The sequence below is a fragment of the Allobosea sp. GW821-FHT03A12 genome (genome assembly GCF_058986765.1).
Genome location: NZ_JBYSVZ010000003.1, coordinates 1,161,282 through 1,185,898, shown reverse-complemented (window position 1 = coordinate 1,185,898; position 24,617 = coordinate 1,161,282). Strand labels below are relative to the sequence as shown.

21 protein-coding genes are annotated in these 24,617 nt (G+C 66.4%); 13 read left to right on the top strand and 8 right to left on the bottom strand.

Going from position 1 to position 24,617, the window contains the following annotated elements:
• The first annotated feature begins 61 nt into the window (after positions 1–61).
• The 3 genes from AC3WLC_RS13145 (at position 62) to AC3WLC_RS13135 (ending at position 2,204) form a co-directional block, all read left to right on the top strand.
• Positions 62–625: a sigma-70 family RNA polymerase sigma factor gene (locus AC3WLC_RS13145; RefSeq protein ID WP_493684342.1), complete on the top strand. Its 564-nt coding sequence runs from the start codon at positions 62–64 to the stop codon at positions 623–625.
• Positions 622–1,374, top strand: coding sequence for an anti-sigma factor (locus tag AC3WLC_RS13140; protein WP_493684341.1), 753 nt, complete (start codon positions 622–624; stop codon positions 1,372–1,374). The genes AC3WLC_RS13145 and AC3WLC_RS13140 overlap by 4 nt, the downstream gene beginning before the upstream one ends.
• 80 nt (positions 1,375–1,454) lie before the next feature.
• On the top strand, positions 1,455–2,204 hold the full coding sequence (locus tag AC3WLC_RS13135) for an SDR family oxidoreductase (protein ID WP_493684340.1): 750 nt from the start codon (positions 1,455–1,457) through the stop codon (positions 2,202–2,204).
• Between the two features lie 13 nt (positions 2,205–2,217).
• On the opposite strand, the gene AC3WLC_RS13130 is transcribed toward AC3WLC_RS13135, so the two are convergent.
• Positions 2,218–3,402, bottom strand: a complete 1,185-nt coding sequence (locus AC3WLC_RS13130; RefSeq protein WP_493684339.1) for a MalY/PatB family protein — start codon at positions 3,400–3,402, stop codon at positions 2,218–2,220.
• 395 nt (positions 3,403–3,797) lie between these two features.
• On the opposite strand from AC3WLC_RS13130, the gene AC3WLC_RS13125 reads away from it, so the two are divergent.
• Entirely contained in the window at positions 3,798–4,268 is a 471-nt protein-coding gene (locus AC3WLC_RS13125; RefSeq protein WP_493684338.1) for a hypothetical protein, read from the top strand.
• Here the strand turns inward: AC3WLC_RS13125 and AC3WLC_RS13120 are convergent.
• From AC3WLC_RS13120 to AC3WLC_RS13110, 3 genes are all read right to left on the bottom strand, one after another.
• Positions 4,252–5,343, bottom strand: coding sequence for an ATP-dependent DNA helicase (locus tag AC3WLC_RS13120; RefSeq protein ID WP_493684337.1), 1,092 nt, complete (start codon positions 5,341–5,343; stop codon positions 4,252–4,254). The two genes, AC3WLC_RS13125 and AC3WLC_RS13120, sit on opposite strands and share 17 nt — an antisense overlap.
• Positions 5,344–5,410: 67 nt before the next feature.
• The gene (locus AC3WLC_RS13115) at positions 5,411–7,087 is read right to left on the bottom strand and encodes a methyl-accepting chemotaxis protein (RefSeq protein WP_493684556.1); all 1,677 of its coding nucleotides are present in this window, start codon (positions 7,085–7,087) and stop codon (positions 5,411–5,413) included.
• Positions 7,088–7,230: 143 nt separating this feature from the next.
• Positions 7,231–7,815, bottom strand: a complete 585-nt coding sequence (locus tag AC3WLC_RS13110; RefSeq protein WP_493684336.1) for a GNAT family N-acetyltransferase — start codon at positions 7,813–7,815, stop codon at positions 7,231–7,233.
• Between the two features lie 91 nt (positions 7,816–7,906).
• Here AC3WLC_RS13110 and AC3WLC_RS13105 point away from each other — a divergent pair, with 91 nt between their 5' ends.
• Positions 7,907–8,524 (top strand): LysE family translocator, encoded by a 618-nt coding sequence (locus AC3WLC_RS13105; RefSeq protein ID WP_493684335.1) that lies wholly within the window; start codon positions 7,907–7,909, stop codon positions 8,522–8,524.
• Between the two features lie 5 nt (positions 8,525–8,529).
• Here the strand turns inward: AC3WLC_RS13105 and AC3WLC_RS13100 are convergent, their stop codons facing one another.
• Positions 8,530–9,225: an SDR family oxidoreductase gene (locus AC3WLC_RS13100; protein WP_493684334.1), complete on the bottom strand. Its 696-nt coding sequence runs from the start codon at positions 9,223–9,225 to the stop codon at positions 8,530–8,532.
• Between the two features lie 160 nt (positions 9,226–9,385).
• Between AC3WLC_RS13100 and AC3WLC_RS13095 the strand changes: the two genes are divergently transcribed.
• Positions 9,386–9,631 carry a type II toxin-antitoxin system VapB family antitoxin gene (locus AC3WLC_RS13095; protein ID WP_493684333.1) on the top strand — a complete coding sequence of 82 codons (246 nt, stop codon included), beginning with the start codon at positions 9,386–9,388 and terminating at the stop codon, positions 9,629–9,631.
• Positions 9,628–10,053 carry a type II toxin-antitoxin system VapC family toxin gene (locus AC3WLC_RS13090; protein ID WP_493684332.1) on the top strand — a complete coding sequence of 142 codons (426 nt, stop codon included), beginning with the start codon at positions 9,628–9,630 and terminating at the stop codon, positions 10,051–10,053. The genes AC3WLC_RS13095 and AC3WLC_RS13090 overlap by 4 nt, the downstream gene beginning before the upstream one ends.
• An 80-nt stretch (positions 10,054–10,133) precedes the next feature.
• Here AC3WLC_RS13090 and AC3WLC_RS13085 read toward each other — a convergent pair whose 3' ends face one another.
• Complete coding sequence (locus AC3WLC_RS13085) at positions 10,134–13,733, bottom strand: hydantoinase B/oxoprolinase family protein (RefSeq protein WP_493684331.1); 3,600 nt, start codon at positions 13,731–13,733, stop codon at positions 10,134–10,136.
• Between the two features lie 232 nt (positions 13,734–13,965).
• On the opposite strand from AC3WLC_RS13085, the gene AC3WLC_RS13080 reads away from it, so the two are divergent.
• From AC3WLC_RS13080 to AC3WLC_RS13065, 4 genes are all read left to right on the top strand, one after another.
• Positions 13,966–14,514: a TRAP transporter small permease gene (locus tag AC3WLC_RS13080; RefSeq protein WP_493684330.1), complete on the top strand. Its 549-nt coding sequence runs from the start codon at positions 13,966–13,968 to the stop codon at positions 14,512–14,514.
• On the top strand, positions 14,514–15,818 hold the full coding sequence (locus AC3WLC_RS13075; RefSeq protein ID WP_493684329.1) for a TRAP transporter large permease: 1,305 nt from the start codon (positions 14,514–14,516) through the stop codon (positions 15,816–15,818). The genes AC3WLC_RS13080 and AC3WLC_RS13075 overlap by 1 nt, the downstream gene beginning before the upstream one ends.
• Before the next feature lie 34 nt (positions 15,819–15,852).
• Positions 15,853–16,839 carry a TRAP transporter substrate-binding protein gene (locus AC3WLC_RS13070; RefSeq protein WP_493684328.1) on the top strand — a complete coding sequence of 329 codons (987 nt, stop codon included), beginning with the start codon at positions 15,853–15,855 and terminating at the stop codon, positions 16,837–16,839.
• A 205-nt stretch (positions 16,840–17,044) separates the two neighbouring features.
• Positions 17,045–17,563, top strand: a complete 519-nt coding sequence (locus AC3WLC_RS13065; RefSeq protein WP_493684327.1) for a winged helix DNA-binding protein — start codon at positions 17,045–17,047, stop codon at positions 17,561–17,563.
• 15 nt (positions 17,564–17,578) lie between these two features.
• On the opposite strand, the gene AC3WLC_RS13060 is transcribed toward AC3WLC_RS13065, so the two are convergent.
• A complete protein-coding gene (locus AC3WLC_RS13060) occupies positions 17,579–19,252 on the bottom strand; it encodes an acyl-CoA dehydrogenase family protein (protein ID WP_493684326.1) in 1,674 nt (557 codons plus the stop codon).
• Positions 19,253–19,484: 232 nt separating this feature from the next.
• On the opposite strand from AC3WLC_RS13060, the gene AC3WLC_RS13055 reads away from it, so the two are divergent.
• Positions 19,485–20,753 (top strand): cell wall hydrolase, encoded by a 1,269-nt coding sequence (locus tag AC3WLC_RS13055; RefSeq protein WP_493684325.1) that lies wholly within the window; start codon positions 19,485–19,487, stop codon positions 20,751–20,753.
• A 470-nt stretch (positions 20,754–21,223) separates the two neighbouring features.
• Positions 21,224–21,415, top strand: coding sequence for a hypothetical protein (locus AC3WLC_RS13050; RefSeq protein ID WP_493684324.1), 192 nt, complete (start codon positions 21,224–21,226; stop codon positions 21,413–21,415).
• A 146-nt stretch (positions 21,416–21,561) separates the two neighbouring features.
• Here AC3WLC_RS13050 and AC3WLC_RS13045 read toward each other — a convergent pair whose 3' ends face one another.
• Positions 21,562–24,354: an autotransporter family protein gene (locus AC3WLC_RS13045; protein WP_493684323.1), complete on the bottom strand. Its 2,793-nt coding sequence runs from the start codon at positions 24,352–24,354 to the stop codon at positions 21,562–21,564.
• Positions 24,355–24,617 lie beyond the last annotated feature (263 nt).

The following is a 24,617-nucleotide window of genomic DNA, read 5'->3' as shown; positions in this document are numbered from 1 at the left end:
CTATCGCGTATCAATGGGCTCGCCGCACCCGAGAGAGGACGGCCGGAGATCGGGGAGACGGATGGCGACTGACGCTACGCAGCCGCGACAGACCGGCGAGATCGAAGCCGCGCTGCTCGCCTGCGCCGCCGGCGATAAAACTGCACTCCGCCGCATCTACGAGGCCGAGTCGCCGCGTATGCTCGGTGTGGCGCAACGTCTGCTGAAGCGCCGGGCCCTGGCGGAGGAAGCGGTGCAGGACGCGTTCGTGTTGATCTTCAGGCATGCCGGTCGCTTCGACCCCGAGCGCGGCGCCGGCTTGACCTGGATCTACGCGATCCTGCGCAACCGTTCGCTCTCGATCCTGCGCGACGAGAAGCGGACCGAGACCAGCGACACCCCGATCGCCGAGGAGACCGCGAGCGAGGAGGACGATCCGGAGACGGTGATGGCGAAACTGTCTGATGCCAGCGCACTGCGCGGCTGCCTGGAGATGCTCTCGCCGCAGCGGCGCGGCCTTGTGCTGCTCGCCTTCGTCCAGGGGCTGACGCATGGCGAGATCGCCGGCCGCCTCAAACTGCCGCTCGGCACGGTGAAATCCTGGATCCGCCGCTCGCTGCTCTCGTTGAAGGAGTGCCTCGGATGAGCCCCTCCCGCGACGACCAACTCAGCCCGCCTGAGCGTGACGCACTCGCCGGGGAATATGTGCTCGGCCTGCTCGACGGGGCCGATTCCGCGGAGGCCGAGCGCCGCCTCGACACGGATCGTGATTTCGCCACCTCGGTCGAGCGCTGGCGGCTGCACTTCTTCGCGCTCGATGCGACGGCCACGCCGCTCACTCCATCCGTCGATCTCTGGCCCCGGATCGAGGCCGGACTGGCGGGCCTGATCCAGCCGGCAGCCTCGGCGGCGACAGCCCGCCCGGCGGTGGCTGGCTCCAGTCGCTTCGCCGACTGGTGGAACAGCCTGTTCGTCTGGCGCGGCGCCGCCTTCGCCGGTGCGCTGGCGACCGTGCTGCTGGCGGTCGGTCTTGTCGGCGCCCTCGACCGCGCCAAGCGTCAGCCGCTGATGGTCGCGGTGCTACTGACCGAGGGCAATGCCGCCGCCGCCGTGGTCAATACCTTCGCCGACGGGCGCGTCGAGATGCTGCCCTTGCAGAGCATCGACGTGCCAGCCGGCAAGGCGCTGGAAATCTGGACCTTGTGGGACCGCGCCGTCGGCCCGCGCTCGGTCGGCCTGATCGACCGCGCCCGCTCGACGCCCTTGCGGCTCGACAACCTGCCGCTCGGCAATGGCCAGCTCTTCGAGATCACGCTGGAACCGGCGAGCGGCTCGCCCACCGGGCGCCCGACCGGCCCGATCGTCGCCAAGGGCACGACCTCGCAGCGGCTGTGATGGATCGGGCCGATGCTGACGCGATAGGACGCCGCCGGGCGACAAGCTCGGCGGACCTGCAAGGCTGACGGCGAAAGGCGATGACTGATCTGGACGGACGAACGGCCCTGGTCACCGGTGCCGGCAAGGGCCTCGGCCTCGCGATCGCCAAGGGGCTCGCCGCGCACGGCGCCCATGTGGTGATCCATGGTCGCAGCCAGGCTGCGCTCGACATCACTGCTGGAGAGCTGGCCGCCGAAGGCCTCGCGGTCTCGACCTTCGCCGCCGACCTCGCCGACGAAGAGGCAACAGCAGCAGCGCTCGATGCGCTGCTCGCGCGTCATCCCCGCATCGACATCCTCGTCAACAATGCCGGCCTGCGCGACCGCAGGCCGCTCGATGCGCTCGACCGCGCCGCCTTCCGGGCCTTGCTCGAGGTCAATCTCGTGGCGCCCTTCGACCTGGTGCGGCGGCTCGCCCGGCACATCCCGGATGGCGGGCGCATCGTCAACATCACCTCGATCGCCGGCTCGATCGCGCGCGCCGGCGATCCCGGCTACATCGCGACCAAGGGCGGGCTGGAGGCGCTCACCCGCGCGCTCGCGGCCGAGCTCGGCCCGCGCGGCATCACGGTCAATGCCGTCGCGCCCGGCTTCTTCGCGACCGAGGCCAATGCCGGCCTCGTCGCCGATCCCGGCATCGCCGGCATGCTGGCGCAGCGCACCTCGATCGGGCGCTGGGGCGTTCCGAACGAGCTGGTCGGCGCCGTCGCCTTCCTGTGCTCGCCGGAAGCGGCCTATGTCACCGGGGTGACGCTACCGGTCGACGGTGGCTATCTCGCGCATTTCTGAGCCGAAGCCGCCTTCACTGAAGGTCGGCGAAGGCCTGTTTCAGGCGCTCGGCCGCCTCGACCACGACGGCGCGCTGGGTCGCCAGGTTGAAGCGCAGGAAGCTGTCACCGCCGGCGCCAAAACTGTTGCCGTGGTTGACCGCGATCTTCGCCTGCTTCTCGACGCGGGCGATGAAATCCTTCGGCTCCATGCCGGTGCCGGAGAAATCGACCCAGGCGAGATAAGTCGCCTCCAGCGGCATCGAACGCAGGCCGGGGATGGCGTTGATGGCCGTGTCGAAGACCTTGCGATTGCCGTCGAGATAGGCGGAGAGCGCATCGACCCAGGCAGCGCCTTCCTTGCTGTAGGCGGCCGTCGACATCTCCATGCCGAAGGAGTTCGGGGAGATGCCGAGCGCGTTCATCCGGGCCCGGAAGGGCGCGCGCAGCTTTTCATCGGGAATGATGACGTTGCCGACATGGGCGCCGGCGATGTTGAAGGTCTTGGTCGTCGCGGTCATCATCACCAGACGATCGATGATCTCCGGCGCGGCGAGCGGCATGACCATGTGCCTGTAGCCGGGCATGACAAGATCGTGGTGGATCTCGTCCGAGACCAGGATCAGGTCGTGGCGGACGCAGAAATCGGCGATCTGGCGGAGCTCGTCACGGCTCCAGACCCGTCCGCCGGGATTATGCGGCGAGCACAGGACCAGCATCTTCTCCCTGCCGGTCATCTGCGCATCCCAGGCGGAGATGTCGAGGACATAGCGGCCGGCCTCCTGCGCGAGCCGGCATTCGACGACATCGCGGCCGGCGGCCTTAATCACGCGGGCGAAGGCGTGATAGACCGGCGTCATCAGCACAACGCCATCGCCCGGTTTGGTATAGGCGTCGACGCAGAGCGCAGTGCCGTTCACCAGGCCATGCGTGGTGAAGATCGCCTCCGGCTCGACCGTCCAGCCATGGCGTTCCTGCATCCACCAGCGGATCGCATCACTGTTCGTCTTCTCGTGGCCGAAATAGCCGTAGATGCCATGGGCGGCCATCGCCTCGACCGCGGCCTGCACGCAGGCCGGCGGGCGAAAGTCCATGTCGGCGACCCACATGGCGATGCCGTCGGAGGCCGGCACGCCGTAGATCGCTTCCATCTTGTCCCATTTGGCGCAGTTGCTGCCGCGGCGGTCGATGTGCAAGTCAAAGGTCGAAGCTGCGATCATCTCGGGTTCCGATGCATTGCCGGGCCAGCACGAGACCATCGCATACCAAGAAAATTCTTCTCCGCCAGCAGCGTTTCACGCAATTCCAATCTACCGTGACGGTCTGGCGCCGGCTCGCCGCGACGGTTCCTGCGCCGTTTGGATTGCTCCGCGAAAGGCTGTGAGCGTGGGCTCCTCCTTCACCCTTTTGGGGGGATGGGGGTGGTGCCGCCTGGTGACTGGCGGCAAGAAGAGCTGGCAGCAGCGGCGGTGCTCTGAATTTCAACGAATTGCTCAGGCTTTACGCCCCCCACCCCTGCCCCTCCCCACAAGGGGGAGGGGTTCCCCGCGCCTCGTCCGGTTTCGCGGCTGAATCCGCACAGGAGAAGAGAAAGCACTCGTGCTATAGGCCGCTCATGAGCCTACCTGCCCCCCTGATCGAGACTCTCGGCTCCGTCGCTGCGATCATGAAGAGTGCGCGCGATCCCTGGTGGATCATCGCCAGTGCCGCAGCAGCCTTGCATGGCGCCAAGCCGATCACCGTCGCCGACGTCGATGTCCTGCTCAGCGTCGAGGATATCGGCCGGATCCTGCCGCGGATCGGGATCGAGCCTTATCCGGCTCCGCCGAACCCGCTGTTCCGATCGGATGTTCTGGCCAAATGGCAGGCGCCGCCCGTTCCGGTCGATCTGATAGCCGGCTTCGAGCACCGCGTCGGCGATGCGTGGCGCCCGGTTTGGCCGGCGACGCGGCAGGCGGTCTCGATCGGCCCGGCCACCGTCTACGTCCCCGAGCGGGACGAACTCCAGCGCATCATCGAAGGCTTCGGGCGCCCGAAGGACCTCGAGCGCGCCCGCCTGCTGGCTGAGCTTACATCACCACCGTGATCGTCTCGGCCGCACGGGTCAGGCCGGTATAGAGCCAGCGCGCCCGGTGCTCGCGGAAGGCGAAGGCCTCGTCGAACATGACGATGTTGTCCCATTGCGAGCCCTGCGCCTTGTGGACGGTCAGGGCGTAGCCGAAGGTGAACTCGTCGGTGTGGCGGCGCAGCTCCCAGGGCACCTCGTCCTCGGTGCCGTCGAAGAAATTCGGCATGACCGAGACCTTGACCGGCTTGCCGCCGGTGTCGTCCTCCGGCGTCACCCGCATGGTGACGAGGCCCTTCTTCGAGGTCTTCAACTCCTGCACGATCCAGGCGCCGCCATTGAGCAGGCCCTTGCTCTTGTCGTTGCGCAGACAGACCAGCTTCTCGCCGACAGCCGGGACATTGGCGACATGGCCCATGAGCTGACGCATGCGGGCATTGTAGAGCCGGCGCGTCTTGTTGAGGCCGACCAGGACCTGATCGGCCGAGAGCACGATCTCGGGCGTGATCTCGGCGCGCCTGATGATCCGGCTCGCGCCATAGTCGCCGACCTCGAGCCTCCCGCCTTCGCGCACGATCATCGACATGCGCACGATCGGATTGTCGGCCGCTTGCCGGTGGACCTCGGTCAGCATCACATCGGGCTCATGCTCGGTGAAGAAGCCACCGCCCTTGACCGGCGGCAGCTGGGCTGGATCGCCGAGCACCAGCACCGGCGTGCCGAAGGAGAGCAGGTCGCGGCCGAGTTCCTCGTCGACCATCGAGCACTCGTCGATGATGATCAGCTTGGCCTTGGCGGCCGCGCTCTCGCGGTTCAGCGTGAAGGTCGGGCTCTCCTCGTCGACGCCGCGCGAGCGGTAGATCAGCGAATGGATGGTCTGCGCGCCCTCGCAACCCTTGTTGCGCAAGACGAGCGCTGCCTTGCCGGTGAAGGCGGCGAAGACGACGATCCCATTGACGTCGTTGGCGATGTGGCGGGCGAGCGTGGTCTTGCCCGCGCCGGCATAGCCGAACAGGCGGAAGACCTGCGGCGAGCCGACCTTGAGCCAATCGGCCACGGCGGCGAGCGCCGCGTCCTGCTGCGGCGACCAGCTCATGGGGTGATGCGGATGCTTTTGGGCATGGCGCACAAGGCCGCGAGTCGGGCGGCCAAGGCAAGCCGGTTCAGGCGGCGCGCAGGCGCCGGGCGAATTCGTCAGCCTCCGCCTGCAGGGCCGAGATGCGCTCGTCGAGCTGGCGGGCGCCGCTCGCCCCCTGCTCGGCATGGGACGCCGTCTGCACGCCGGCGCCGGCGATCGTCGTCACTGCGGCCGCCGCCTGCCCGGTGACCACCGAGATGCGCGCGATGGTCTCGCCCAGTCCCTGCAGCAGACCGGTATGCGAGGCGACCATGGTCGAGATCTCGGTGCTCGCCTGTTCGACGGCACCGGCGCGGTTGGCGATACCGATGATCGCCTGAGCGGCCTGCGACAGTGCGACATCGACAGTCGCGATCCGGGTCGAGATCTGCGCTGTCGCATCGGCGGTCTGGGTCGCCAGGGCCTTCACTTCGCTGGCGACGATGGCGAAGCCGCGGCCATGCGTGCCGGCACGAGCCGCCTCGATCGTGGCGTTGAGCGCGAGCAGGTTGGTCTGGCGCGCGATCGCCTCGATCAGCTGGACGACATCGCGGATCTTGCCGGCATTCTCGGTCAGCCGGCCGACCAGGCCGACCGTGCCGGCGGCGTCGCGGGTCGCGAGGCTCGCGGTCTCGGACACCCGCCGGACCTCGCGATTGATCTGCTCGACCACCTCCTCCAGCCGCACCGCGGCATCGGCGATGCGCTCGGCCTCGTCGCCGGCTCCGGCGACGGCCTGGGCGGCTGCGTTGCCACTGTGGGAGATCTGGCCGGCACGGAGGGCGGATGAGGCGAGCGCCGCACGCAGCCCCTCGCTCAACCGGCCGATATCGGCGAGCAGGCGGCCGATACGGGCCTCGAACTCCTGGGCAATGCGGTGCAATTCATCTGTTCGGTGCTGCCGGTGCTGCTGCGCCAGATCGGCCTCGGCATCGCGGGTGACCAATGTGGCGCGGACTTCGCTCAGCGTGCGCACGGTGCGGGCAAGCTGGCCGATCTCGTCGCGGCGCTTGCCATAGGGCACCTCGACGACCCGATCCGAGGAACTGACCCTGGCGATGGTCTCCATCAGCACGCGCAAAGGCCGGGTCAGATAGGTCCGCAACAGCAGGATCGCAAGCAGTCCGCCAGCCAGCGGCAGGCCGGCGGCGATCAGGATCACGCGCAGCCTGACCTCTCTTGCCAAGTCGCCGGCGCGGCTCGCGGCAAGGCCGGCCTGACGGTCGAGATCGTCGCGCAGCCGCGCCGTCGCCATGATGATCTGGCGGACGTTCTCGCGCGCTTCGACGGCGGAGGCCTCGATCAGCGCAGCCTTGGGCGAGACACGCCGACCGATATCGACGATGTCCCGCTGGAAGGCGATGAAGGTTTTTATGCGCGGGTCGAGCGAGGCGTTGGCCTGGAGTTGGCTTGCTGGAAGCGACGACATCAGGTTGGCGCGCGCCGAATCGACCAGCTCGACCGCCTCGTCGAGCTGGTCGAGCGCCGTCTGGACCGCCCGGGTTTCGCTCGCATCGTCGAAACGGCTGAGCAGCGACGCCTGCGCGACCCGGCTAGACAGCAGCGCTGCCTTGTTGGCGAGTTGTTGCCCGGCGAACGCCTCGCGGTCGATCTCATGAACGGAATCGAGTCCGCTGACCGCGCTGGCAAGGCCGAGCGCGGCGGCGATCCCGAAGATCGCGAATAGGACAGTGATCTTGGCTGTGAGCCCGAACGGCCGCATCGTCTTCACCGCTTCGTCAGCGGGCAGAGCTTTCGCAAATGCGAGACAAACAGATCCTTAACGGAGCCAGCTAAGTATCTAAAAAATCTAAAATTTTTGACTTGACAGACCGCCCTTTCGATTCTCCTGCGACGACGCTCTCGCTATAAGATGAAACGCATCAGCGGTCGTCCCGGCTTCTGCCTGGCGACTTCGGTGAAGCCGGCGCGCTGGAACACGCTCTCCGGCCCGACATAGAGGCCCTCGGTGCTGCGCTTCTCCGCATTGTCCATCGCCGCAGCCTCGACCAGGCGCGCGCCGCTCGCCCGGGCGAAGTCGAGCCCGCCAGCGAGCAGCGCCGTCGTGACGCCCTTGCCGCGATAACCCCTGCGAACAAAGAAGCAGGAAGCCGCCCAGTTGCGCTCGTCCGCCGCGGGTGCATCCGGCAGCGGTGTCGAGGCGCGACGCGGATTATTCCATTCCGACACATGCGCCCGCGGCCCGATCTGCAGCCAGCCGACGGCGACATTGCCGGCGAAGGCGAGTACGCCCGGCGGCGGCCCTTTCTCCACCCGTTCCTCGAAGAGCTGGCGTGCGCCCTCGCCGAGCAGCGGCTTGCGCAACCTCTGGGGCATGCGGAAATGATTGCACCAGCAGCCATAGCAGGGCCCCTGCGGGCCGAAGAGCTCCTCCAGCGCCGGCCAATGCTCCGGCGTCAGCGGGACGGTCCGGAAATCCGTATCTGTCACGCGCCCCTCCCTCTCTCGACAGGCCGGCCCAAACAGGAGAGGAATGACGCGCCGCCTTCAAGGCGGCCGCCAAGCCTTCGGAGGCTACCCGATGTCACTCGAACTCTTCGCCGCCTATCTCGTCGCATGCCTGGTGATCATCATCGTGCCCGGCCCGACGGTGACGCTGATCATCGCCAACAGCCTGAGGCATGGTAGCCGCGCCGGGCTTCTCAACGTGGCAGGAACGCAGGCGGGCCTGGCGATCATGATCGCGATCGTCGGCGTCGGCCTGAGCTCGGTGATCGCCGCGATGGGCCATTGGTTCGACTGGGTCAGGCTCGCCGGCGCCGCCTACCTGATCTGGCTGGGCTGGAAGATGTACCGCAGCGCCGGAGCGGCCGCCGAAGGCGCGATCGAGGCGCGCCCGCCGCGCGGCGGCTTCTTCCTGCAGGGGCTCTTGGTCGCGCTGAGCAATCCGAAGACGCTGGTCTTCTTCGGCGCCTTCTTCCCGCAGTTCCTCGATCCGGCGCGCGACCATGCCACGCAGATTGCGATCATGGGCGCGACCACGATGCTGTTCGCCGCGCTCAGCGACGGCGCCTACGCGATCCTCTCCGGCCGCGCCGGCCGCTTCCTGTCGCAGCGGCGCGTCCGGCTGATGTCGAAGGTCAGCGGCGGCTTCCTGATCGGCGGCGGGCTCTGGCTCGCCTCGACCCGCGGCAGCTGAGCTTCCTACCAGGGAATCTCCTCGCCCTTCCAGTTGCGGAAGCTGTTGGTGTCGCGCATGCCGGAGGCGTCGATCGTGGCGATCAGCCCGGCGGCGCTCTCGGTCGGCGGGATATCGGCCCCGCCGCCGCCCATGTCGGTACGGACCCAGCCGGGATGGAAGAGCAGCACCGCGACCTCGCTATCGCGCACCGCATTGCCGAAACCCACCATCACCATGTTCACCGCCGCCTTCGAGGAGCGATAGGCGATGGCGCCTGACGGGTTGGAGCCGATCGAGCCCATGCGGCTGCTGATGGTGACGATCTTGCGGCCGGAGCCCGCCTCGACATTGGGCAGGAAGGCCTGCGCCACCCGTAAGGGGGCGTAGACATTGACCTCGAAGACCTCGCGCCAAGCCTTGAAGTCCATGTCGAGCGCCGATTGCCTGTCACGCGGACCATAGACGCCGGCATTGTTGACGAGCACGTCGATCGGCCGGCCATCGAAGGCCTGCTTGGCCGCGGCGACGCTCTTGTCGGAGGTGACGTCGAGCTCCAGCGGGGTCAGTTGCCCGACATGGACACCGGCGAGCTCCGCCAGCGCCCCGCCCCAGGGGTCGCGCGCCGCGGCGACGACATGATCGCCCCGCCGCAGCAATTCCATCGTCAACGCCAGGCCGATGCCGCGATTGGCACCGGTGATCATCCAGGTCTGGGGCATGGTCGGTCTCCTGTTGGTCTCAGACCTAAGCCTCTCGCCCTATCCTTTCCAGAGCGGCGGCGCGTGCCGGCTGTCTTTGCGCGAACCGACGACATGCAATCGCCATCGCTCATATGAATATTCACTTGCCTAATGTGAATATTCATATGAAGATCAATCCATGTCCCTTTACATCCGCGACCGCGCCGTCGACGAACTCGCGACCCGCCTGCAGAAGGCGACCGGCGCGCGGACAAAGACGGAAGTCGTGCGCCGCGCCCTCGAACAGGAGCTTGAACGGGTGGAAAGCGCCCGTCCGCTGCGCGAACGGATAGCACCCAGTCTCGCCCTCGCCGACGCGATGGGACAGGGTCAAAGCGATTTTGACGTGAAGGCCTTCCTCGACGAAATGTGGGACGAGACGTGACCTATCTGGATGCGTCTGTGATTGTTGCGATCCTCGGGCGGGAGGATGATGCAGAGATTCTACTCGACAGACTCGAAGCTGCCGAAGCTCCGTTTCTCATCTCGCCACCGGGCCTGTTCGAGGCCGTGATGTCACTGGCGGCAAAAAAGGCGCGCGACACAGGCCGTGAACTGGATTCGTCCCTGATCGACCAGGCTCAGAGCAGCGTCGCCTTGTTCGCCGCGAACATCAAGGCACGCGAAATCGAGATTTCGCCCGCAATCGGCCGGGCCGCGATCGAGGCGGCGAAGCGCTATGGGCGAGCGGTCGGCAGCCCGGCCAAGCTCAACTTCGGCGATTGCTTCGCCTATGCCTGCGCCAAGGAATATGGCGCGGCCCTGCTCTACAAGGGCAACGATTTCGCGAAGACCGATCTGGCCTGAGCGGAACCTCTATCTGTCATTCCGGGGCGTCGCGCAGCGAAGCGCCCCGGAATGACGGCAGAGCCACGAATTGCTCCTCTTCAGCCCTTCGGCTTTCCGTAGCCACCCGCAGTCGGCGTGATCACGGTGACCGCTTCGCCGGCCTGAAGCAGGGTCTGATCGCTCGGCTTTAACTCCTCCATTGCCCCCGAAAGCCGCCGCACCAGCGTCCTACCGAGCTCGCCGGGCTCGCCGCCCTTCATGCCGAAGGGACGGACCTTGCGGTGCGAAGCCAGGATGGCGCAGTCCATCGTCTTGAGGAAACGGATGGTGCGGCTGGTGCCGTCGCCGGCATTCCACTCGCCCTTGCCGCCGGAACCCGGGCGGATGTGGAAGTCCTCGAGCACGACCGGGAAGCGCGTCTCCAGAATCTCCGGATCGGTCAGGCGCGAATTGGTCATGTGGACGTGGACGCCCGAGGTGCCGTTGAAGCCCGGCCCGGCCGGCGAGCCCGAGCAGATCGTCTCGTAATACTGGTACTGGTCGTTGCCGAAGGTCAGGTTGTTCATCGTGCCCTGCGAGGACGACATCGCCTCCAGCGCGCCGAACAGCGTGTTGGTCACAGCCTGGCTGACCTCGACATTGCCGGCGACGACGGCGGCGGGATAGCGCGGCGCCAGCATCGAGCCCTCCGGCACGATCACCTTGATCGGACGCAGGCACCCGGCATTCATCGGGATCGCATCGTCGACCATGACGCGGAAGACATAGAGCACGGCGGCGCGCGTGACCGGCGCCGGCGCGTTGAAATTGTCCTCGCGCTGCGGCGAGGTGCCGGTGAAGTCGACGGTCGCCTCGCGCTTGTCGCGGTCGATGGTGATCTTCACCTTGATCGCGCAGCCCTGGTCCATCGGATAGGTGAACTCGCTGTCGTGCAGGCGAGTGAGCAGACGCGCGACGCTTTCGGCGGCGTTGTCCTGGACATGGCCCATATAGGCCTGCACCACGTCGAGGCCGAAGGAACGGATCATCTTGCGCAGCTCCGCCACGCCCTTCTCGTTGGCGGCGATCTGCGCCTTCAGGTCGTTGACGTTCTGGACGACGTTGCGGACCGGATAGCGCGCGCCGGTCAAGAGCTTGACCAGCTCTTCCTCGCAGAAGCGGCCCTGATCGACGATTCTGAAATTGTCGATATAGACGCCCTCTTCCTCGATATTGGTCGCCAGCGGCGACATCGAGCCCGGCGCTGTACCGCCGACATCGGCATGATGGCCGCGGCTCGCCACCCAGAACAGGATGTTCTTGTCCTCGTTGTCGAAGACCGGGGTGCAGACCGTGATGTCGGGCAGGTGCGTGCCGCCGTTATAGGGCGCGTTCAGGCAGTAGACGTCGCCCGGACGGATCACCGGGTTGTTCGAGATCACCGTCTCGACCGAACGGTCCATCGAGCCGAGATGCACCGGCATGTGCGGCGCATTGGCGACGAGCGCGCCGGTCTGGTCGAAGACGGCGCAGGAGAAGTCGAGCCGCTCCTTGATGTTCACGGAATAGGCGGTGTTCTGCAGCGTCACGCCCATCTGCTCGGCGATCGACATGAACAGGTTGTTGAAGATCTCGAGCATGACCGGATCGGCCTTGGTGCCGATCGCCGCCTGCTGCACCAGTGCCTTGCTGCGGGTCAGGACGAGATGGTCCTTGGCCGTGAGCTTCGCGGTCCAGCCATCCTCGACCACGACGGTCTGGTTCGGCTCGATCACGATCGCCGGGCCGGCGATGCCTTGGCCCCGCGCCATCGCCTCGCGCCGGACGATGGCCACATCATGCCATTGCCCCTTCGAGAAGAAGCGGGTGCGCTCGGCGACCCCAGGCTCGCCACCGTTCTCGGCAGCCGCGGCTTCCTCGAAGCGGGCGCCGCCGCCGACGGCCTCGACCTCGACGGCCTCGACGACCAGCGCCTTGGTCTCGTCCATGAAGCCGAAGCGGGCTTTGTGTGCCGCCTGGAAGGCGTCCTGCATCTCGGCGCGGCTGCCAAAGGGCGTCGCGATCGCGGTGTCGGTGCCGGCATAGCGGATATGGGCGCGCACATGGATGGCGATGTCAGCCTCGGCCACGCCCTGCCCTGCCACTTCGCCCTTCGCCTCGGCGCCGAGCTTGTCGGCCAGCGTACCGATCGCCGCCTTCGCCTCGGCATCGAGCGGCACATCGAGCGCCGCGGTGCGGGTGGCACGGATCTCGGCGAGGCCCATGCCATAGGCCGAGAGCAGGCCGGAGAACGGGTGCAGCAGCACGGTCTTGATGCCGAGCGCGTCAGCGACGAGGCAGGCATGCTGGCCGCCGGCACCGCCGAAGGAGTTCAGCGCATAGCGGGTGATGTCGTAGCCGCGCTGGACCGAGATCTTCTTGATCGCCTCGGCCATGTTGGCGACGGCGATCTGGACGAAGCCGTCGGCGACCTCCTCGGGCGAACGGCCATCGCCGACCTCGCCCGCGAGCGCAGCGAATTTCTCGCGCACGGTCGCGACATCGAGCGGCTGGTCCTGGCCGGGGCCGAAGATCGCCGGGAAATAGGACGGGATTAGCTTGCCGACCATGACATTGGCGTCGGTCACGGCGAGCGGGCCGCCACGGCGATAGGCGGCCGGGCCGGGATTGGCGCCAGCGGAATCAGGGCCGACGCGGAAACGCGAGCCGTCGAAGTGGAGGATGGAGCCGCCACCGGCCGCGACCGTGTGGATCAGCATCATCGGGGCGCGCATGCGCACGCCGGCGACCTCGGTCTCGAAGGCGCGCTCATATTCGCCGTCGAAATGGGCGACGTCGGTCGAAGTGCCGCCCATGTCGAAGCCGATGACCTTGTCGAAGCCGGCCGAGCGGCCGGTCTCGGCGAGGCCGACGACGCCGCCGGCGGGACCCGACAGGATCGCGTCCTTGCCCTGGAAGAGTTCGGCCGCGGTGAGACCGCCCGAGGACATCATGAACATCAGCCGCGCGCCGGTGCGGGCGATGTCGAGCTCCTCGGAGACCTGCGCGACATAGCGGGCGAGGATCGGCGAGAGATAGGCGTCGACTACGGCGGTGTCGCCGCGCCCGACCAGCTTGATCAGCGGCGAGACCTCATGGCTGACCGAGACCTGCGGGAAGCCGATCTCGCGGGCGACCTTCGCTGCCAGCTGCTCATGCGCCGGGTAGCGGTAGCCATGCATGAAGGCGATGGCGACGGCGCGGAAGCCAGCATCGAACTCAACCTGCAAGGCGGCGCGGATCGCGGCCTCGTCGGCGGCCTTCTCGACCGAACCGTCGGCGAGGACGCGTTCATCGACCTCCACCACAGCGTCGTAGAGCTGCTCGGGCTTGATGATCTCTTTGGCGAAGATGTCGGGCCTCGCCTGGTAGCCGATGCGCAGCGCGTCGCGGAACCCCTTGGTGGTGACCAGCAAGGTGCGGTCGCCCTTGCGCTCAAGCAGCGCATTGGTCGCGACCGTCGTGCCCATGCGGACCTCGCCAACCGTGCCGGCCGGGATCGGCTCGCCTTGCTTCAGGCCCAAATGGTCGCGGATGCCCTGGACGGCGGCGTCGCGATAGGCGCCGGGATTCTCGGAAAGCAGCTTGCGGGCATATAATTTGCCTGCAGGGTCGCGGCCGATCACGTCGGTGAAGGTGCCGCCACGGTCGATCCAGAAGTCCCAACGGCCGCTCGTCATCTGATCCCCCGATTATTGGCCATAGTGGCTCTTTGACGTTTCATCGATAAATCGTCGATGAAACGTTGACAAGCTCATTTCGCCGATTAGGATCGACGCCAGTGATCGGGACATGGCTGAGGGGCCGGGCCGATCGAGGGGAGGCTTTCATGACAGGACCGGTCCTGGCAACAGTCGCTTTGCGCATGGCCGAGCGGCCCTGCCCGGCGACGCATCGTCACGAGGCGCGCGCATGATCCGCCGCTTCCTCGACGCGCTCTATCTGATCTCCGGTTGGCTCTCTGGCATCAGCCTCGTCGCGATCTTCCTGCTGATGATGTTCCTGTCGATCGGCCGCGAGATCAGTTTCAACATTCCCTCCGGCGACGACTTCGCCTCCTGGGCCTTGGTGGGAATGGCCTTCTTCGGGCTCGCCCACACCTTCAAGCGCGGCGAGATGATCCGCGTCGGCCTGCTGATCGAGCGGCTGCACGGCAGGCCGCGGCAGGTCGCCGAACTGGTCTCGCTCACCGTTGCATCGGCCTTCATCGGCTATTTCACGTGGCAAGCCGGGCGTCTCGCCCATGATTCCTGGCGCTTCGACGACATGTCGACCGGCGTCGTTTCAGTGCCGCTCTGGATTCCGCAGCTCGCCATGGTGATCGGCCTCGGCATCCTGCTGATCGCACTGCTTGACGAGTTCGTCATCGTCGCCCGCGGCGGCAGGCCGACCTACCAGCCCGAGCCACCGAAATCCGTCGAGGAACTGGTCGAGCGCGTCGCGCAGGGTGGAGGCGTCTGATGTCCCTGCCCGAACTCTCGCTCGTCCTGCTGCTCTTCCTCGTCGGCATCCTGGCGAGCGGCGTCTGGATCGCCGTCGGCCTCAGCCTGGTCGGCCTCCTGGCGATGAACCTCGTCACCAATGTCCCGATCGGCCAGGTGCTGGCGACGACAGTCTGGAGCGCGACTGCGTCCTGGACGCTCGCCGCCCTGCCGCTCTTCATCTGGATGGGCGAGATCCTGTTCAGGACAAGGCTGTCCGAACAGATGTTCCAAGGCCTGTCGCCCTGGCTGCAATGGCTGCCCGGGCGCCTGATCCACACCAATATCGTCGGCTGCGGCATCTTCGCGGCGGTCTCCGGCTCCTCGGCCGCGACCGTCGCCACCATCGGCAAGATCGCCCTGCCCGAGCTGCAGAAGCGCGGCTATGACGAGCGCCTCAGCCTTGGCACGCTCGCCGGCTCCGGCACGCTCGGCCTGCTGATCCCGCCATCGATCCCGATGGTGGTCTATGCGGTCACCGCCAACGTCTCGGTGCTGCAGGTCTTCCTCGGCGGCTTCCTGCCCGGCCTGCTCGTGATGGCGCTCTATATGGGCTATGTCATCATCTGGTCCTGGCTCAACCCGGGAAAGACGCCGCCGCGCGATCCTTCCATGCCGTTCCGCGAGAAGCTGCGCCAGTCAGCCAAGCTCGCCCCCTGCCTGCTGCTGATCGCCGCGGTCTTTCTGTCGCTGATCCTCGGCTTCGCCACGGCGACCGAATGCGCCGCCTTCGGCGTCACCGGTGCTCTCTTCCTCGCCTGGTGGAGTGGCACGCTGACCTGGGCCGCATTGCTCGAAAGCATCATGAGCGCGACCCGCCTCACCTGCATGATCATGCTGATCCTGGCGGGCGCGGCCTTCTGCACGGCGGCGATGGGCTTCACCGGCATCCCGGCGGCGCTGGCCGAATGGGTCAAGGGCCAGCAGCTCTCGCCGCATATGCTCGTGCTGGCGCTGACCTGCATGTACATCATCCTCGGCTGCCTGATCGACGGCATCTCGATGATCGTGCTGACAGCGGTGATTGTGCTGCCGATGGTGAAGGAAGCCGGGTTCGACCTGGTCTGGTTCGGCGTCTACCTCGTCATCCATGTCGAGATGGCGCAGATCACGCCGCCGGTCGGCTTCAACCTGTTCGTGCTGCAGAACATGAGCGGCAAGGACACCTGGACGGTTGCGAAGGCGGCCTTCCCGTTCTTCATTCTGCTCAACGTCGCGGTGCTGATCATCACGACCTTCCCGCAGATCGTGCTCTACTTGCCCAAGCTCGCTTTCCCCGATTGAGTTCAAGACCAAGCAAAAGAGAGAGGAACGACGCATGTTCAACCGCAGAACCGCCATCGCCGCCTTCGCTTTGGGTTGCAGCGCCTTTGCGCTCGCCGCCCCGGCCTCCGCCCAGACCAAGTGGAACCTGCCGGCCGCCTACCCGTCCGACAACCCGCATTCGGAAAACCTCGTCCTCTTCGCCAAGGACGTCGAGACCGCAACGGGCGGCAAGCTCCAGATCACCGTCCATCCCGGCGCGGCTCTGTTCAAGGCGCCCGAGATCAAGCGCGCCGTCGCCAGCGGCCAGGCCCAGATGGGCGAGGTGCTGATCTCGCTGCACGAGAACGAGGACCCGGTCTTCGGCATCGACGTGGTGCCCTTCCTGGCGACCTCGTTCGCCGACTCGATGAAGCTCTACAAGGCCTCGAAGGCGGCGGTCGAGAAGAAGCTCGACAGCCAGGGCGTCAAGCTGCTGTTCATGGTCCCGTGGGCGCCGCAGGGCGTCTACACCAAGAAGGAGCTCAGCACGATCGAGGACATGAAGGGCCTGAAGTGGCGCGCCTACAATGTCGGCACGGCCCGTCTCGGCGAACTGCTCGGCATGCAGTCGGTGACGATCCAGGCCGCCGAACTGCCGCAGGCGCTGGCGACCGGCGTGGTCAACTCCTTCATGTCGTCGGGCGGCACCGGCTACGACTCGAAGGCCTGGGAGACGCTGACGCATTTCTACGACGTGCAGGCCTGGATCCCGAAGGACGCGACCTTCGTCAACAAGGCGGCCTTCGACGCGCTCGACAAGCCGACGCAGGAGGCGATCCTGAAGGCGGCCGCGACGGCCGAAGCGCGCGGCTGGAAGATGTGGGAAGAGAAGACCAACTGGTATCTCGACCAGCTCAAGGCCAAGGGCATGAAGGTGCAGGCCCCGTCGGCCGCGCTCGCCAGCGGCTTCAAGAAGGCCGGCGAAACGCTGACCGCCGACTGGCTGAAGAAGGCCGGCGCCGACGGCCAGGCGATCATCGACGCCTACAAGAAGATGTGAGGCTGGCTCCCGCATCGACGCGGGAACCACGACAGAACCCCTCTCCTGGAAGGAGAGGGGCAGGGGTGAGGTGTTCGGACTGAAAACGTTGGCTTGAACTCGACCGCGCGGTTGGCGCTCGCGGAACTGGTCGAATGGCCTGCACCTCACCCTGCCCTCTCCTTACAGGAGAGGGTTCCCTACGCCCCTTCCAGCAAGAGACAGCATGCACCCTTCCGACGACCTCGGCCCGATCGTCTCCTCCGGCCATCTCGCCTCCGGCGCGATGCCGGCGCTGTCGGAGTTCGAGTTTGCGCTGACGATGACGGTGCATGCCTTCCAGCGCTGGATGCTGCGCTGCATGACGGCGGCGGGCATTCCCGAGCTGACGCCGATGGACGTGCTCGTCCTGCACAACGTCAACCACCGCGGCAAGGCCAAGCGCCTCGCCGACATCTGCCTCGTCCTCAACATCGAGGACACGCATCTGGTGAACTACTCGCTGAAGAAGCTCGAGCGCCTGAAGCTCCTGAAGAGCGGGCGCAAGGGCAAGGAAAAGACTGTCGCCATCACACCGGCCGGAGAAGAGGCCTGCAGGCGCTACGCCCAGATCCGCGAGCAGCTGCTGGTCAAGTCAGTGCTGGCGACCGGCGTCGACCCGGCCCGCCTGTCGGAGATCGCTGCCGCGATGCGCTCGCTGTCGGGACAGTACGACCAGGCAGCGCGGGCGGCGGCGAGCCTTTAGGCCAGAGGCTTCCCGTCACCCCTCAACCAGCCTGCGCGCGATCACTTGCGCCTGGATTTCGGCGGCGCCCTCGAAGATGTTGAGGATACGGGCGTCGCAGAGCACGCGGCTGACCGGGTATTCCAGCGCAAAGCCGTTGCCGCCATGGATCTGCAGGGCGTTGTCGGCCGCCGCCCAGGCGACGCGGGCGCCGAGCAGCTTGGCCATGCCGGCCTCGAGGTCACAGCGTCGGTCGGCATCCTTCTCGCGGGCGGCGAAATAGGTGAGCTGGCGGGCGATGACGAGCTCGGCCGCCATCATGGCGAGCTTGTCGGCGACGCGCGGGAAAGCGATCAGCGGCTTGCCGAACTGGATGCGCTCCTGAGCATAGCGCAGGCCGAGATCGAAGGCCGATTGCGCGACGCCGAGCGCGCGCGCCGCGGTCTGGATGCGGGCGGCCTCGAAGGTCTGCATCAGCTGCTTGAAGCCCTGGCCCTCGACGCCGCCGAGCAGGTTCTCCCCCTTCACCTCGAAACCGTCGAAGGCGAGCTCGTATTCCTTCATGCCGCGATAGCCGAGCACCTCGATCTCGCCGCCGGTCAGGCCCTCGACCGGGAACGGCTCGGCATCCGTGCCGCGCGGCTTCTCGGCGATCAGCATGGAGAGGCCGCGATAGCCCGGCGCATCCGGATCGGTGCGGACCAGCAGCGTCATGATGTCGGCGCGGACGGGATGGGTGATCCAGGTCTTGTTGCCATAGACCTTCCAGCTGTCGCCGTCCTTCACTGCCTTGGTGCGCAGCGAGGCGAGATCCGAGCCGGTATTGGGCTCGGTGAAGACCGCGGTCGGCAGGATCTCGCCGGAAGCGATTTTCGGCAGCCAATAGGCCTTCTGCTCGTCGGTGCCGCCGTTGAGGATCAGCTCGGCGGCGATCTCCGAGCGGGTGCCGAGCGAGCCGACGCCGATATAGCCGCGCGAGAGCTCCTCGGAGACGACGCACATCGAGACCTTCGACAGGCCCATGCCGCCGAATTCCTCGGGGATGGTCAGGCCGAAGACGCCGAGCTCGGCCATCTGCTCGACGACGGGCAGCGGGATGTATTCGTTCTGAAGATGCCATTCATGCGCATGCGGCGTCACCTGCTGCTCGCAGAAGCGGCGCATCTCGGAGCGGATCGCCTCCAGCGTCTCGTCGAGGCCGGGATCGCCGACGCTGGCGAGGCCCTGGCTCTGGCTGAACAGCGCGACAAAACGGGCGCGGTTCTCAGGCGTATTGCCCTCGGCGATCAGCGCCTCCGCGGCGTCGGAGCAGGCGGCGGCGACGGCCTTGGCCGAGAGGCCGAGCGTCGGCAGGCGGACGATCTCGCCCTGGCTCATCGGAATGCCGCCGAAGATCTGGGCAGCGTATTCGCCGGCGCCGATCCGGATGGCGTAATCCTCGATCGCGCCATAGCGATCCTCTTCCTGCAGACGCTCGCCATAGGCCTTAAGCTCGCGCAGGCCCATCACATAGGTGGCGAGCCAGGAGAGGCCGTGAGCGGCGTGCTGCTCCTGCTCCAGCCTGGCCGAGGAAATCCGGCCATCGACCAGCACCTTCTGCCTGACGGCGGCAATTGCCTCCTCCAGCAAGGTCTCGAAGCCCGGCAGCGCCGCGGCGATCAGCGCGACGGCATTGGCTTCGGAATCAGCCTTGATGGCGGTGGCGTTCATGTCTCTCTCCCTTTGTTGCGGCGCAGCATAAGGGAAGAATCGTCGATCGCGAAAGCCGTCTTTTGGCGGAGAGCTTGGCGTGTCGAACCGGTGGCCGTTAACCCCCCTTCAACCCTGACAAGGGATTATCCAACTGTCGCGAATTTGCATCATCGGATTCGCGGCCACTCGTCTTTCGTCTTCTCGATATGAGGGCCTAGGTCCGTTGCGTCTGCGTCGGCGATCGAAGCGAATGGGCTGGCAGAAGCTGCGCTGGGCGCTGGCGACCGTCGCCCCCTGGGCGCTCTCGGCCGGCATGCTCGTCTCCTTCACCGCCTCGGCCGGGCAGAATCCGGGGCCGCTGGGCCCGCCGGGCTCGCTGATCCCGCGCACCGCTCCCGGCCCGCTCTCCGATCTCGCTGATGGACCGTCCCTGCTCGTCGCCGCCAGCGCCTTCCATATGCCGGAGCGCGCCTATGCAAGGCTGATCCAGCCGGCCCGCCTCTCCTTCGAGACACCCGAGCGAACCTTCGCGATCGACCCGCGCCATCCGCGCGAGGACATGAAACGCTCGGCCAGCGCCTTCCCGCAGGTCGACCGCAGCAGCAAGGGCGACCCGATCGTGTCCCTGCGCCCGACGCTGACCCGCAATGGCCCGCCCGGCGAGCTCGAACAGGTCGTGTTCGGCGACACCCAACCCGGGCTGATCTCGGGCGGCTTCTCGCTCGAGGCGCTGGAAAGCCCGGAGGAACCGCCGCTCGGCTTCGAGCCCTTCCTGCGCGACGAGGGCGTGACCGACCCGGCCCTGTCCGATTCCTCGCCGACGGCTGTTCCGAAGAGCAACGGCGCTCCGCGCCATGGCGAACTGAATCCGGAAAACCTCGACGGCGCGACGCCATCCGTCCCCGCCGCGCTCGGCCAGTCCTCCAGCACGCCGACAGCCACCGGCATCGCTGGGGGCGCCTCCGCCACGCCGATGCAGATGGCGCCGGTCGCCGCCGAGCCGAAATCGCGCAGCCGCGTCGCGAAATCGACGCCGGGGACACCCACGGACCTGCGCACCGTCGATTTCGCCGAGAAGCAGATCTACACCAGCCTGATCGCGCCCGAGAACATGGCCAAGGAGCAGCGCTGCCTGGCCGAAGCCGTCTATTTCGAAGCGCGCTCGGAAGGCGAGCAGGGCCGCGCCGCCGTGGCGCAGGTGGTGCTCAACCGGGTCAAGAGCGGGCTCTACCCGAACAGCGTCTGCGGCACGGTCTACCAGAACGCCAGCCGCTATCTCGCCTGCCAGTTCACCTTCGCCTGCGAGGGCAAGTCGCTGCGCATCACCGAGCCCGGCCCCTGGCGCGACGCGGTCCGCATCGCCCGCGAGGTCTATGATGGCACCACCTACCTGGCCGAGGTCGGCGCCTCCACGCATTATCATGCTGATTACGTGAGACCTTACTGGGCGCGAAAGCTGAAGAAGATGGACACGATCGGCCGGCACGTCTTCTACAAGCTGCGGCCGGGGCAGACATAGCTGGCGCTTTATCTGGCCACCCGACACGGCAATATTCGGCGTTCGCCTCGATCGATTACGCTCATCGCCTGACGTCGGCGACATTCGTGCGCTACGCGTCGATTCTAGCTATTTAGACAGCCACTCGCCATTTCCGTTAGGTTGATTTGCGCCGAACTTCGGTTCACGCCAGTCTTCGTTGAGAAATATGCTTAACGTACGGGGCGATCGCTGCTGGCTTTTGCCATTAACGCTGCCGACAACATGCGGTGGTACTTTGCCGATCAAATAGTAAGGTGAACTCAAAGACGATACGCAGTTGCACCACGGCAGCTCGACGCTCTTGATTTCGGCCTGTGCATCCAAAAGCCCGCTTGAACGGTAACCCGTTTCAGGCCCTTCAGGCTCGCGTGATCACTCCCGCGATCGAAGCGTTTTCGCTCCTGACGGTCGCAAGCTGCGTTGGTGATCTGGTGTGTTGGAGCGCCGCCATGGACTATGACAGAGTTCGGCAGGCTCAGGCCCTGCGCGTGAAGGCGTTGATGTGCCGCCGCTGGGCCGACACGGCCCGTGACAGCGAGGGCGCGGCCCGCCTGACCGAGATGGCGAGCGACTATGACGGCCAGGCGGCGGCCCTCGAACAGGACGCCCCGACGCCCGGCTGCACGCAGCAGAGACGATAGGCGCGGACGTCCACGCCGACAGCCATTCACCATAGAGGCCGAGTGCCGCGCCATTCCTGCGCGCCTTCCCGCCACTGGCGAACTCGAAACCCAGCAGACGCTCGGTATCCGGTTTCGATCGCCAACATTGCCGGCATTTGCCGCGGCTAGAACCTGATGGCGAGGTTTGCCTTGAAGGCGTGGTCCTGCGTGTCGCTCGCAAGCTGGGCGGTGTAGGAGGCGCCGAGGGTGGTGTTGGAACTGAGCGCGAAGTCGAGCCCGGCCTCGACGAGGGCGGCGTTGCGGGCGATCGGCAGGCCGGCGATGCTAAACGGGTTGCCGCCGGCGAAGGCGAGCGTCGCCTTCGGGTCGACATCGCCGAAGGCGTGGCGCCAGCCGAGCCCGCCGCGCAGCGTGACATCCAGGCCGGCGAGACGAGCGGTCGTCGCAGCACGCAGGCCCAATGTCGCATAGCCGAGGCCGGTGTCGTCGCTGTAGCCGGACAGCGCCGCGGCTCCACCCCGTTCGATGAAGCCGTTGCTGCGCAGCATGACGTAGGTCAAGCCGGCGAAGGGCTCCAGCGCGACCTGACCGACCGCGGTCTGGCCGAGATCGATGCGATAGCCGAGCTCGCCGAACACTTGCGCCGTGCCGGCATCGTAGTCGGCGCGCAGGAGGTCGCCGAGCCCAGCCAAGACGACACCACGGCGGGTCGCGACCTCGTGCCAGGTATAGCTCGCGCCCAGCCGCAGACCGAGCGCGCCCCACTGCCCGCCGCCATAGAGGCCGAGATGGTAATTGTCGCTCTCGCCCGAGGAGAGTCGGCTGTTCACCGAGAAGCGGCTGCGGCTGTAGCCGGCGACGACGCCGAGGCGCAGGCTCTCGAAGATCGCGGCATCGGCGCCGAGGAGGAAGCCGCCAGTCGAGCGAGAGAGGCTCGCGGCATTGCCGTCGCTGCCGGTTCGGCCCCAGGAACCATAGCCCTGGCCCCAGACAGCAAAGCGCTCGATCGAGGGTGGCTTCGGCATCGGCCCCTTCGCGGCGGGGGCGAGATCGGCAGTGAAGCCATAGGACAGGGTCGCCATCGGAGCAGCGCCAACCGTGCCGAAGGCCGCGCGCAGGCGATCGTTCACCGCGTTGTGCAACTGCCAGCTCTCGCCGAGGAGCACGCTGCGGGCCGAGGCATGGAGTTCGCCAGTGAGGTAGCCGAGCGCGCCACGGGCCGACTCGATCGTCGGCGCATTGGTCAGCTGGGTCAGCACGAGATTGCCGCCCGGCAGGCTGTCGATGGCCCCGCCGATCGAAATCTCGTTCGCAGTGGTGCCGAGACTGGCGATCGAGCGCGTCTGGACTACCGTCAGATACGCATTGGTCGGATCGGTGCCGTTACGCAGGCTCAGGAAGGGCGAGATGACGAGGTCGGTATTGCCATAGCTGCCGGTCAGACCGGTCGAGGTCAGGATGGTGAAACGCTGGCCGGGGATATAGGCCCCGCCAGTATAGTTGACGACCGAGATGGTCGCACCATTGGCGAGGGTGGCAGTGCCCTTCACGTCGATGCGGTCGGAGCTCGTGGTGCGCGGATCGAGCTCGACCTCGTAGACCGCCCCGGTGCTCTGGACATAGGCGCCGTTGACCGTCAGCGTGCCGATCGAATTACCGGGCGTGATCCGTGCGCCGGACGCGACCGTCGTCGCCCCGACCGTGCCCGAGCCGCCGAGCCGCGCGCCCGACGCAACCGTCACCGCCGAGTTGGCGAGCGAGCCGTTCACGATCAGCCCGCCTTCGCTGATCGTCGTCGTGCCCGAGAAATCGCCACCGTCGGTGATCGTCCAGGTGCTGGAGCCGGTCTTCTCCAATTTGTCGAAGTTCTGATACTGGCCGGTGCTGCCGATGCCACCGCCGAGGTTCCAGTCGCCGGAGCCCCCGAACCGCAGCACGTCATTGCCACCGGCCGCGTTCGCTACGACCTTGCCTTCGATGACCGATCCGGCCTGCAATTCCAGGGTGAGCGAACCGGTCGTAGGGGTGACACCGCTTGCCCACCCGATGGCAATCTGGGTGCCACCATTCTGAGGGTTGTATATCCGGATCGTGCCGGAGTTCACGATATTGAGCGAGACAGTTTCACCAGTGGCCATGATTGCCGAGGAGCCCCATCCCTCGATCAGTCCGGAATTGACAATGGGGCTGTTGCTGTTCCGAACGGCGACGCCGATTCCGCCCGGAAAATTATTATAGCCGTTGCTCACTGCAAAGCCGCCGCGAATGGTGCCGGTGTTGGTCAAGCTTGAAGCAGACCCGCCGCTGGGGCCGCCAAGATCAACGCCAACGCCGCCTCCACCGAAGCCCCACGTACTACCGCCTTCAATCGTACCGGAATTGACCACGGTGTATTCGCTGACCGTCAGACCGCTCCCGCCTGCAACATCGCCAAACCCACCCGTGACCTTGCCATTGTTGACGAACACGCCTCCGCCGCCGCTCAACGAGACCCCGACCCCGCCGGATACCCACGCTGAAGAGCCGCCCGTGATCGAACCGTTGTTCGTAATAATGCTGCGATTTGACTGGGAGGTTTGACTGAACCCTGCCCCACCGGCACCGGGGCCCGATACATCTGTTCCCTTGAAGGAGCCCTGTAATGTGAGGTGCGAGCCCAGCGTACCCGGTATCGAGGCGCTCTCGGTGATCGTAAAGCCGCGGGTATCGACGGTCAGATTCTTGCTGGGCGAGCTGAGAGGCCCGGCCATGCTGATGTTCTGGGTCAGGATGATGACGGAGCTGGCATCGGGGCTCGCATTCGCGGCAGTCACGGCATTCACGAGCTCGGTATAATTGCTGACGTAATATGTCCCGGCGAGCGCCGCAGGTGCTGCGCCGCAGCCAAACGCCAAAGCTGCGACACTGGCCGTGCGAAAGCACTTTCCAGCTGCACGCGCCTTGAACCCACTACGCATGTCGAGCCCCGTATAGCTGGCACCGCCCCGGATGATTCCGGCATGATGCAACCATAGCTATGTCGCCTCACCAGGGGAATTCTAACAATTGAAGGCGGCTGGATTTGTTCCGATCTTGCGGATACCCCCGAAAGTGCTTTCCGGAATGTCCGGCGCCGTGTTTCCGAGCGCCTCCTCCACGAGGATGATGGACCGATCCGATCGGGCGAAGACCTGAAGCTGCTACCAGGGCTTGAGCCGGCAGCGCAGCCCATCGCGAACCC

Bases quoted from the DNA above. Each gene is read 5' to 3' on its own strand.
- AC3WLC_RS13120 (WP_493684337.1), bottom strand. From the start codon at position 5,343: ATGAGCTGGTCGCCGCAGCAGGACGCGGCGCTCGCCGCCGTGGCCGAT.
- AC3WLC_RS13075 (WP_493684329.1), top strand. From the start codon at position 14,514: ATGTCCCTGCCCGAACTCTCGCTCGTCCTGCTGCTCTTCCTCGTCGGC.
- AC3WLC_RS13105 (WP_493684335.1), top strand. From the start codon at position 7,907: ATGTCACTCGAACTCTTCGCCGCCTATCTCGTCGCATGCCTGGTGATC.
- AC3WLC_RS13135 (WP_493684340.1), top strand. From the start codon at position 1,455: ATGACTGATCTGGACGGACGAACGGCCCTGGTCACCGGTGCCGGCAAG.
- AC3WLC_RS13085 (WP_493684331.1), bottom strand. From the start codon at position 13,733: ATGACGAGCGGCCGTTGGGACTTCTGGATCGACCGTGGCGGCACCTTC.
- AC3WLC_RS13095 (WP_493684333.1), top strand. From the start codon at position 9,386: ATGTCCCTTTACATCCGCGACCGCGCCGTCGACGAACTCGCGACCCGC.
- AC3WLC_RS13125 (WP_493684338.1), top strand. From the start codon at position 3,798: ATGAGCCTACCTGCCCCCCTGATCGAGACTCTCGGCTCCGTCGCTGCG.
- AC3WLC_RS13045 (WP_493684323.1), bottom strand. From the start codon at position 24,354: ATGCGTAGTGGGTTCAAGGCGCGTGCAGCTGGAAAGTGCTTTCGCACG.
- AC3WLC_RS13060 (WP_493684326.1), bottom strand. From the start codon at position 19,252: ATGAACGCCACCGCCATCAAGGCTGATTCCGAAGCCAATGCCGTCGCG.
- AC3WLC_RS13140 (WP_493684341.1), top strand. From the start codon at position 622: ATGAGCCCCTCCCGCGACGACCAACTCAGCCCGCCTGAGCGTGACGCA.
- AC3WLC_RS13050 (WP_493684324.1), top strand. From the start codon at position 21,224: ATGGACTATGACAGAGTTCGGCAGGCTCAGGCCCTGCGCGTGAAGGCG.
- AC3WLC_RS13115 (WP_493684556.1), bottom strand. From the start codon at position 7,087: ATGCGGCCGTTCGGGCTCACAGCCAAGATCACTGTCCTATTCGCGATC.
- AC3WLC_RS13055 (WP_493684325.1), top strand. From the start codon at position 19,485: ATGGGCTGGCAGAAGCTGCGCTGGGCGCTGGCGACCGTCGCCCCCTGG.
- AC3WLC_RS13145 (WP_493684342.1), top strand. From the start codon at position 62: ATGGCGACTGACGCTACGCAGCCGCGACAGACCGGCGAGATCGAAGCC.
- AC3WLC_RS13070 (WP_493684328.1), top strand. From the start codon at position 15,853: ATGTTCAACCGCAGAACCGCCATCGCCGCCTTCGCTTTGGGTTGCAGC.
- AC3WLC_RS13080 (WP_493684330.1), top strand. From the start codon at position 13,966: ATGATCCGCCGCTTCCTCGACGCGCTCTATCTGATCTCCGGTTGGCTC.
- AC3WLC_RS13100 (WP_493684334.1), bottom strand. From the start codon at position 9,225: ATGCCCCAGACCTGGATGATCACCGGTGCCAATCGCGGCATCGGCCTG.
- AC3WLC_RS13065 (WP_493684327.1), top strand. From the start codon at position 17,045: ATGCACCCTTCCGACGACCTCGGCCCGATCGTCTCCTCCGGCCATCTC.
- AC3WLC_RS13130 (WP_493684339.1), bottom strand. From the start codon at position 3,402: ATGATCGCAGCTTCGACCTTTGACTTGCACATCGACCGCCGCGGCAGC.